Raw genomic sequence first — 8,951 nt, forward strand, 5'->3', positions numbered from 1 at the left:
GCTCCGGCGCCCCACCCCGCGCGGGGCGGGGCGGGGCGCCGGAGGTCATGCCCTGCCGCGCTGGCCGGGCAGCCGGGCGGCGTACAGCTCGCCGTCGGCCCTGCCGTGCTCGCTCACCGATGCGGTGACCAGCCCGTGCCCGAAGACACTCGCCGGCTCGGACCGGGCGGGCGGCACCCGGTACTCGGAGGGTTGCGGCATGCCGTCCCCTCGGTCGTGCCCCGCACCGCCGGGACCGCCGGCAGCGCTCGGCCCACCGACACCGCCTGGACCGCCTGGACCTCCCGTACCGCCCGGACCTCCGGGACCGCCCGGACCGCCCGGCCCGTTGTGGCCCGGCGGGCCGCCCTGGCCGCCGGCCGCTCCGCCGGAGCCCGGCCGCCGTACCCGGTAGGCCGCGCGGTACGCGGCCGGGGAGGCGCCCAACTGCCGCCGGAAGTGACCGCGCAGCGCCACCGGCGAACGGAAGCCGCAGCGGGCGGCCACCTCGTCGACGCTGTAGTCGGTCGTCTCCAGCAGCCGCTGCGCCTGGAGCACCCGCTGGGTGATCAGCCACTGGAGCGGCGCGCTGCCGGTCAGGGTGCGGAACCGCCGGTCGAACGTACGGCGGCTCATGTAGGCGCGGGCGGCGAGCGTCTCCACGTCGAACTGCTCGTGCAGGTGCTCAAGCGCCCAGGCGACGACCTCGGCGAGCGGGTCGGTGCCGATCTCCTCTGGTAAAGACCTGTCCAGCCGGTGGAGCTGGGCCATGTCCGTGCCCGCCGCGCGCCGGGGTGGCACGACGAGGCGTCTGGCCAGTGCGCCGGCGGCCTCGGCGCCGTGGTCGGTGCGCACGACGTGCAGGCACAGGTCGATCCCGGCGGCTGTTCCCGCCGAGGTCAGGATGTCGCCGTCGTCGACGTAGAGCTCCCGCGGGTCCACGTGGACCGCCGGGTAGCGCTTGGCGAGTGTGGGCGCGTACATCCAGTGGGTGGTGGCCGGTCGGCCGTCCAGCAGGCCGGCGGCCGCCAGGACAAACGCGCCGGTGCACAGCCCCATGATGCGCGCGCCTTCCTGGTGGGCGCGGCGCAGTGCCTCCAACGCGGCCGCCGGTGGCGGCTGGGTGATGGAGCGCCAGGCGGGCACGACGATCGTGCCCGCGCGACCGACCGCGTCCAGCCCGTGCGGTGCGGTCAGTTCGAGTCCCCCGGTTGTGCGCAGTGGCCCGTCCTCTCCCGCGCACACCAGCAGTCGGTAGCGCGGTACCCCGGCGTCCTGGCGGTCGATGCCGAAGACGGACAGCGGGATGGAACTCTCGAATATCGGGCCCCCGCCGAACAGCAGCACGGCCACGATCTCGCGGCGCCGCCTGGTGGCGAGCTTCCTCATGGTCGCGGGGCCGTGCGCTGGGTCCTGGCTCATATCTCTAAGCCCCCCTCAAGTGGTCGCTTCCTCTCGGTCCTGCACGGTTTCCCCCGCCGTGGTTCTGCCAAGATCGAATCTACTGTGTCGCGTCAGCGTGTCGAGACAACTTCAGCTCCCGCCGCTAAGTCGACAAGGCAACTTGGCGTAAAGCATTCGATCACGAAGAGTGGCAGTCGCGCACCTGGCTGGGAAGGGCGTCTCGGGTTTCACGGATCCCCGGGATGGGGCAGATGTCCGAAATGCGCGACCCGGTGCCGTGGTACCAACGGCACGTGGCTGCTCAGGAAGTTGTGTATCACGGCCGCAAGTTGGCTGAAAACAATGCCAGATGGCGCGTGCGCCCCCCCTGCTCCGCCCTGTGCGCCCTCATCCGCCGTCCCGTGGCTCGGTGCGCCTCGCGACCCTCGGCCGGGTCCGGCCCGCCCGACCCGGCGCGACGGCTCCTCCGGTGCCGGGGTGGCGCGCGCCGGGGCGCCGGGGGATCGCTCCGCGCCCGACGCGGACGCTGCTGGGCCACCGGGGCGTGCGGGGTCGGTGGGACGGGTGTGGGGGACGGTGTTGCGGTCGCCGCCGGCCTCGGGCATGCTTCCGCCCCGACCCCTGGGCACCCTGGGTTCAGCGCCGTACCCTTGGGGTAGAGGCAGGGGAAGATGTTTCCCAGACGTTCTATTTAAGCCGCAACTATCCGCCGCCCCCTCCGCACGAGGACTCCCTTCGCCGAGACGCAATAGACGACATGGCCGGACACGAGATTCCCGAACCAGCGGACCGCAAGCGGCTCGCCGACTCCCCGGCGGTGCCCGAGGCGGCGCCGGAGGCGCGCCATTCCTGCGATCCGGCGTTCCGGCACGGGGTTGTCGTCGGCTTCGACGGCTCCGTCTCCAGCGAGCGGGCGCTCGCCTACGCGATCGGCATGGCCCGCCGGGCCGGCTCCGCGCTGATCATCGTGCACGTCGCCAACCGGCTGCCGACCACCGTCTGGGCGGGCTGCGAACCGCCGGTCTTCGTGGACGTCCCCGACCAGCGCACCGAGGTGCTTGGCCTCGAGCTGGCCTGCGCCGAACACCTCTCCGAGGTGCCCTGGATCCTGGTCGAGCGGGGCGGTGACATCTGCCACGAGCTGGAGGAGGTCGGCCAGGAGTACGAGGCCGACGCGATTGTCGTCGGGTCCAGCCAGGGCCTGGTGGGGCGCATCTTCGGCTCGGTCGCCGGCCGGCTGGCGCGGCGCGCCCAGCGGCCGGTGGTCGTGATCCCCTGACGGCGGTCGTTTCCGCGTCGCGGTCGCACGGACCGGTTCCTCAGTCGCACAGTCCGGCGGCGGAGAGCAGGTAGGCGGTCAGCGGCTCGTAGTAGCGCGGATTGGCCACGTGGTCGTCCAGCGGCACGGCGACCGACAGGGTGCCCTCGGCCTCCGCGAGGAAAAGGGCGGGGTCGTTGCTGTCGGCGAAGCCGATCGTGTCCAGACCGGCCTGCGCGGCGCAGCCGGCCCAGCCGTGGTCGGCGAAAACCAGGTCGGGAAGCGGCTCGCCGATGCGCGGCAGCAGGTCGAGGATCTCCCGCATCGGCGCGGGGGAGTGGGTGTGCCACAGGGATGCGCCCCGCTCGTACATCGCGACGTCGGACAGCTGCACCACCACGCCGTCGTCCGCGTAGAGGCCGAGCGGCACCCGCACGATGGCGCAGCCGGCGGCGCGCAGCGCCCGGGCGACCGAGCCGTGCAGGTCCAGCAGCGAACCTGGATGGCCCGTGGCCAGCAGGACGCGTTCGCGGTCGGCGGCGGCCTTGGCGAGGCGGAGCGCCGCGCGGTCGAGGGCGGCGACGGTCAGCTCGGGGTCGATGGTGTCCTGGCCGGCGCGGTGCTCCGGGTCGTCGTCGACGCCCGCCCGTTCGGCCATCACCGCGAGCACGTCCTGCTCGTCCGTCCACCGGTCGCCGAGGTCGACGCCGAACCAGTGGTAGCGGTCGCCGTTGGCGAGCCGGCGGTAGTGGTCCAGGTTGTTCTCGCGGGGGGTCGCCACGTCGCCGGCGATCCGGGTGCGGACGAGGTGGTCGAGCAGTTCGGCTCGGGACGGCGCGGAGGGTGCGGACATGCGGTCATTGTCGCTCGCCCGGGTGAAGGATCGACGGAGTGTCCAAAACGCGGTGTCGGCACCGTGAGAAACGTCCATGTGGCGACGGCCGCGGGCGCGCCTACCCTCCGGAGTATGACCAGCCACCACACCCCTCAGCACAGCAGTGGACCGGTCGGGCCCGTGGACTCCTCCCGCGTCCCGCGCTACGCCGGTCCGGCCACCTTCGCCCGGCTGCCCCGCCTCGACGAGGTGGGCAGTACGGACGTGGCCGTCGTCGGCGTCCCCTTCGACTCCGGCGTCTCCTACCGGCCGGGCGCCCGGTTCGGCGGCAACGCCATCCGCGAGGCCTCCCGGCTGCTGCGGCCGTACAACCCGGCCCAGGACGCCTCGCCGTTCGCGCTGGCCCAGGTCGCCGACGCCGGCGACATCGCGGTCAACCCGTTCAACATCAACGAGGCCGTGGAAACCGTGCAGGCGGCTGCGGACGAGATCCTGGACAGCGGCGCCCGGATGATGACGCTCGGCGGCGACCACACGATCGCCCTGCCGCTGCTGCGTTCGGTGGCCCGCAAGCACGGCCCGGTCGCGCTGCTGCACTTCGACGCGCACCTGGACACCTGGGACACCTACTTCGGCGCCGAGTACACCCACGGCACGCCGTTCCGGCGCGCGGTCGAGGAGGGCGTCCTCGACACCTCCGCGCTCTCCCACGTCGGCATCCGCGGCCCGCTCTACGGTCGCAAGGACCTGGACGACGACGAGAAGATGGGCTTCGGCATCGTCACCTCGGCGGACGTCATGCGGCGCGGCGTGGACGAGGTCGCGCAGCAGCTGCGGGAGCGGATCGGCGACCGGCCGCTGTACATCTCCATCGACATCGACGTGCTGGACCCGGCGCACGCGCCCGGCACCGGCACGCCGGAGGCCGGCGGGCTCACCTCCCGGGAGCTGCTGGAGATCCTGCGCGGGCTGGCCGACTGCCACCTGGTCTCGGCGGACCTGGTGGAGGTCTCCCCGGCCTACGACCACGCGGAGATGACCTCGGTGGCGGCCTCCCACACGGCCTACGAGCTGACGACGATCATGTCGCGGCAGATCGCCGCCGGGCGGGCCGCCGGCGCCTGATGCGACGAACCCGGTCCCGGGGCGGCTCGCGCTGGTCGATTTCGGTAACGTTTCCGATGGATTTCGGCCATGTTCGAGACGGCCCGGAACCACTCGTTCACGGCCAGTGATGACATGAACGCGTGCAGCGATCCGCAACTTCCCTGGTGGGCAAGGGTGTTGGTGAACGGGAGCCGTCCAGCGGGGCATCACTTCCTGCCACCTGTTTAACACACAACGTTACCTATTTTGTTCGGTCGATGTGCGCGCGGTGGAGATTCGCGACAGACTCCCACATGCATCCCGCGGGAACGGGGTGTCGCAGCCGCTAGGCGGCGGTGCTGGCCCTGTGGGGGGTGCTGGCCCGTCCGTGCCACTAGCTCGACACCCCCGGCCGGGGCGGTTCTGGAGAGAGGCCTGACTCTCCGGGGCCGCCCCCGGCCCATTCCCGGGCGGATCCCGGGCCGTTCCCGGCCCACCTCTCCCGAGCGATGGACGTTCCCGCCCGGCGAATCGTTCCCCTGGTCCCGCCCCGAGGGCAAGTACCTGTCAGAACGCTCACAATCCGCGCCCGTCCGGCGAGAGATGCCGCACTCTGGGGCAGGCGTCCCCGCGCGGTGTGTCACGCGAGACCGCCGCAGCGCCCCGTAGCGTCCCAGCGATCGTCCCCGGGCGGCCCGACGCGGGCCTCGCGGTCGGCGAGAAAAGGAAGCGATGTCGATGCAGCGAGAAGCAGCGCTCTACGCAGAGGTGGTCCGCCGCAATCCGGGCGAGCCGGAGTTCCACCAGGCCGCCCACGAGGTGATCCACTCGCTGCGCCCGGTGCTCGACGCCCGGCCCGAGCTCGCCGAGGCCCGGCTGGTCGAGCGGATCTGCGAGCCCGAGCGCCAGCTCATCTTCCGGGTCCCCTGGGTGGACGACTCCGGTGTCGTGCGGGTCAACCGGGGCTTCCGGATCGAGTTCAACAGCGCGCTCGGCCCGTACAAGGGCGGGCTGCGCTTCCATCCCTCGGTCAACCTCGGCATCGTGAAGTTCCTCGGCTTCGAGCAGATATTCAAGAACGCGCTCACCGGTCTCGGCATCGGCGGCGGCAAGGGCGGCAGCGACTTCGACCCGCGGGGCCGCTCCGACGCCGAGGTGATGCGCTTCTGCCAGTCCTTCATGACCGAGCTGTACCGCCACCTCGGCGCCCAGACCGATGTGCCCGCCGGGGACATCGGCGTCGGCACCCGGGAGATCGGCTACCTCTTCGGCCAGTACCGCCGGATCACCAACCGGTGGGAGGCCGGGGTGCTCACCGGCAAGGGGCTGGGCTGGGGCGGTTCGGCCGGCCGCCCGCAGGCCACCGGCTACGGCGCGGTGCTGTTCGCCGCCGAGATGCTGCGCCGCCGCGGCGAGGACCTGCACGGACAGCAGGTGCTGGTCTCCGGCTCCGGCAACGTGGCGGTCCACGCCGCCGAGAAGGCCATCGCGCTCGGCGCGAACGTCGTGACCTGCTCGGACTCCGGCGGCTACGTGTTCGACGAGAAGGGTCTGGACGTCGAGCTGCTGCGCCAGGTCAAGGAGGTCGAACGCGGCCGGGTCGCCGACTACGCGGAACGCCGCGGCGCCTCGGCCCACTACGTCCCCGACGGCAGCGTCTGGGACGTCCCCGGCGAGGTCGCGCTGCCGTGCGCCACACAGAACGAGCTCACCGAGGCCGACGCGAGGAACCTGGTCGGCAACGGGGTGAAGGCGGTCTCCGAGGGAGCCAACATGCCGACCACTCCGGAGGCGATGCGGCTGCTGCGCGAGGCGGGCGTCGCCTTCGGCCCCGGCAAGGCGGCCAACGCGGGAGGCGTGGCCACCAGCGCGCTGGAGATGCGGCAGAACGCCGGCCGCGACCCGTGGTCCTTCGAGCGTGTCGAGCGGGAGCTGGAGGCCATCATGCGGGGCATCCACGACGAGTGCGCCGCGACCGCCGAGCGCTACGGCGCGCCCGACGACTACGTGCTGGGGGCGAACGTCGCCGGCTTCGAGCGGGTCGCGGACGCGATGCTCGCCCAGGGCGTGATCTGAGGACCGTCCGCTCCCCGCCCGAAGGCTCGTGAGGCTCGTGGAGGGCGGGGAGCGGGTGCGATCGGGGAGCGGACGCGCTCAGCTCTCGGCCAGCAGGTCGGTCAGGAAGCGCATCGAGCGGTCGTGGGTCTCGGCCGCCGCGCAGAGCCGGTCCATCACCACGACGTAGGACTCCACCTCGGCCCGCTTGTCGAGGTAGAGCGCGCTGGTGAGCTGTTCCAGGTAGACGATGTCCGGGAGGTCCGGCTCCAGGAAGCGCAGGATGGTGACCGGTCCGCCCGCGGCCGCCAGCCCGCCTATGGCGAAGGGTGCGATCTGGATCGTCACCCGCGGGTCGTCGGCGAAGCTCAGCAGGTGACGCAGTTGGCCGCGCATGACCTCGCGCCCGCCCAGCGGTCTGCGGAGCGCCGCCTCGTCTATCACCGCCCACAGCTTCGGACCTTCGCGGCGGCCCAGCAGCTCCTGGCGGCGCATCCGCAGGTCCACCCGCCGGTCGACCTCCGCGACGGGCGCGGCCGGGTGGCCGAGGCGGACGACGGCCCTGGCGTAGTCGGCGGTCTGGAGCAGGCCGGGCACGAACTGCACCTCGTAGGTGCGGATGACGGCCGCCGCCTCCTCCAGCCCCAGCAGCGTCTCCAGCCAGTTCGGCAGGATGTCGCTGTACTTGTGCCACCAGCCGGGCTCGTTGGCGCGCCGGGCCAGCGTCAGGAACTCCTCGCGCCGCTTCTGGTCGTGCACGCCGTACAGCGTCAGCAGGTCGGCGACGTCCCGTTCCTTGTAGCCGACCCGGCCCAGCTCCAGGCGGCTGATCTTGGCGTGGGAGCCGCGGATGGCGTGTCCCGCGGCCTCCCTGGTGATGCCGCTGGCCTCGCGCAGCCTGCGCAGATGGGTGCCCAGCACGATGCGCAGCACAGTCGGTCCGCCCACGGGCTGGGCGAGGACCCGCTGCATCGAGGTCTCGCCACCGGGGAAGCGCGCGGGCTCCGGCTGGACTGACATCACGTGTGCTCCCGACTCGTATCGATGAGGGCGACCGGACAGTTTCCCACCGGGCGCCCCGGGCGATCAACGTCCGCAGGCCGGGACGCCGGCGTGCGGGGTGGGGCGGGCTCAGTCGGCGCCGGTCGCGCCGTCGAGCAGATGGTCGAAGTCGCCGTCCTTGGCGCCGAGGAGGAACGCCGAGAACTCGTCGCCGGTGTAGACGAGCGCGGGTCCGGCGGGAAACCGGGAGTTGCGGACGGCCACCGCGCCGCCGGGCAGCTCGGCGAGTTCGACGCAGTTCCCGTTGGGGTTGCTGCGGCGGCTCTTGCGCCACACGGCGTCCGGCAGTCCGTCGGCCGGCACACCGTTCACGTACTCCTGCTGCATCGGCCGCCTCACCCGTAATGTGTCATTCATCACTTGTGCCCCAATCGTTCACAAGCACCCCGTGCGCCACAGCGGGAGCGCTTGTCATTATCGCCTCACCGGTCGCAGTTCTTGCACCTGTGCTTGCATCCGCACTTGCAGCGGTAAGTACAAATGGAACAGGATGGTCTCCGCAAGCGTGTTCCCCTGATGCCGGCGACGGCAGCGGAGATCGGAATGACCCCACAACCGGCGGAATGGGTGGCGTCCCAGCGCGCGCCCCAACCCGGCCTCGGCTTCGGAGCTCCGCCCCTGGCGCTGGTGGACAACGTTCCCGAGATGCTCGGAACACCCCCCATGACATGCGCTGACGCAGATTCCGAAGACAGTGCGGACCCCGCCCGACGGGCCTTTGCGACCCCGGGCGCGCCGCCCGGCGACTCGTTCGCCGTCTGGACCCTGGACCACGGCTCCCGCTCCCCGGGCATCGCGCGCGGCTTCGCCCGCACCGCCCTGTGCGGCTGGGGACTGGACGACCTGGTCGACAGCGTCGCGGTGGCGGTCTCCGAGATGGTCACCAACGCCATGTGCCACGCCGGCGGTCCCTGGCGGACGGCCGGCGGGACCCCGGTCCTGCTCAGCCTCTCCCGGCGGGGCGACAGCGTGCTGTGCGTCGTGGTCGACGCCGGCACCAGCGCGCCCGCCGTACGCGAGGCGGGCGACTGGGCGGAGTCCGGGCGCGGCCTGCACATCGTCGAGTGCCTGAGCAACGACTGGGGCTGGACGCCGCCCGGGCCCGAGGGCAAGGCGGTGTGGGCTTGCTTCTCCCCGGAGGGCAGCGAACCGCACACCTGCGGCCACGAGGTCGAGCAGGCCTCGCTGAGCCGGGTTCTGACGCTCGCGGCGATGCTCGCGGACGGCGACTGGCCGGTCGCCTCCACCGCGCCGCGCGAGCAGCCCCGCCCC

At 72.3% G+C, this 8,951-nt stretch carries 8 protein-coding genes; 4 read left to right on the plus strand and 4 right to left on the minus strand.

Going from position 1 to position 8,951, the window contains the following annotated elements; all coding sequences use genetic code 11:
* Positions 1-45 precede the first annotated feature (45 nt).
* Positions 46-1,401 (minus strand): helix-turn-helix domain-containing protein, encoded by a 1,356-nt coding sequence (locus tag FNX44_RS19435; RefSeq protein WP_143649618.1) that lies wholly within the window; start codon positions 1,399-1,401, stop codon positions 46-48.
* A 739-nt stretch (positions 1,402-2,140) separates the two neighbouring features.
* On the opposite strand from FNX44_RS19435, the gene FNX44_RS19440 reads away from it, so the two are divergent.
* The gene (locus FNX44_RS19440; RefSeq protein WP_143649620.1) at positions 2,141-2,662 is read left to right on the plus strand and encodes a universal stress protein; all 522 of its coding nucleotides are present in this window, start codon (positions 2,141-2,143) and stop codon (positions 2,660-2,662) included.
* 40 nt (positions 2,663-2,702) lie between these two features.
* Here the strand turns inward: FNX44_RS19440 and FNX44_RS19445 are convergent, their stop codons facing one another.
* The gene (locus FNX44_RS19445; RefSeq protein ID WP_143649621.1) at positions 2,703-3,494 is read right to left on the minus strand and encodes a phosphatase; all 792 of its coding nucleotides are present in this window, start codon (positions 3,492-3,494) and stop codon (positions 2,703-2,705) included.
* A 114-nt stretch (positions 3,495-3,608) separates the two neighbouring features.
* On the opposite strand from FNX44_RS19445, the gene speB reads away from it, so the two are divergent.
* Positions 3,609-4,601, plus strand: a complete 993-nt coding sequence (speB, locus tag FNX44_RS19450; protein ID WP_143649623.1) for an agmatinase — start codon at positions 3,609-3,611, stop codon at positions 4,599-4,601.
* A gap of 699 nt (positions 4,602-5,300) precedes the next feature.
* The gene (gdhA, locus tag FNX44_RS19455) at positions 5,301-6,638 is read left to right on the plus strand and encodes an NADP-specific glutamate dehydrogenase (RefSeq protein WP_407699170.1); all 1,338 of its coding nucleotides are present in this window, start codon (positions 5,301-5,303) and stop codon (positions 6,636-6,638) included.
* A 78-nt stretch (positions 6,639-6,716) separates the two neighbouring features.
* Here the strand turns inward: gdhA and FNX44_RS19460 are convergent, their stop codons facing one another.
* The gene (locus FNX44_RS19460) at positions 6,717-7,637 is read right to left on the minus strand and encodes a Sco1979 family transcriptional regulator (protein WP_143649627.1); all 921 of its coding nucleotides are present in this window, start codon (positions 7,635-7,637) and stop codon (positions 6,717-6,719) included.
* Positions 7,638-7,748: 111 nt separating this feature from the next.
* The gene (locus FNX44_RS19465) at positions 7,749-8,036 is read right to left on the minus strand and encodes a DUF397 domain-containing protein (RefSeq protein ID WP_228450022.1); all 288 of its coding nucleotides are present in this window, start codon (positions 8,034-8,036) and stop codon (positions 7,749-7,751) included.
* 306 nt (positions 8,037-8,342) lie between these two features.
* On the opposite strand from FNX44_RS19465, the gene FNX44_RS19470 reads away from it, so the two are divergent.
* A partial coding sequence (locus FNX44_RS19470) for an ATP-binding protein (RefSeq protein WP_143649631.1) occupies positions 8,343-8,951 on the plus strand: 609 nt, incomplete at its 3' end.

It is taken from the genome of Streptomyces alkaliterrae, assembly GCF_007097205.2.
Taxonomy (GTDB): Bacteria; Actinomycetota; Actinomycetes; order Streptomycetales; family Streptomycetaceae; genus Streptomyces; species Streptomyces alkaliterrae.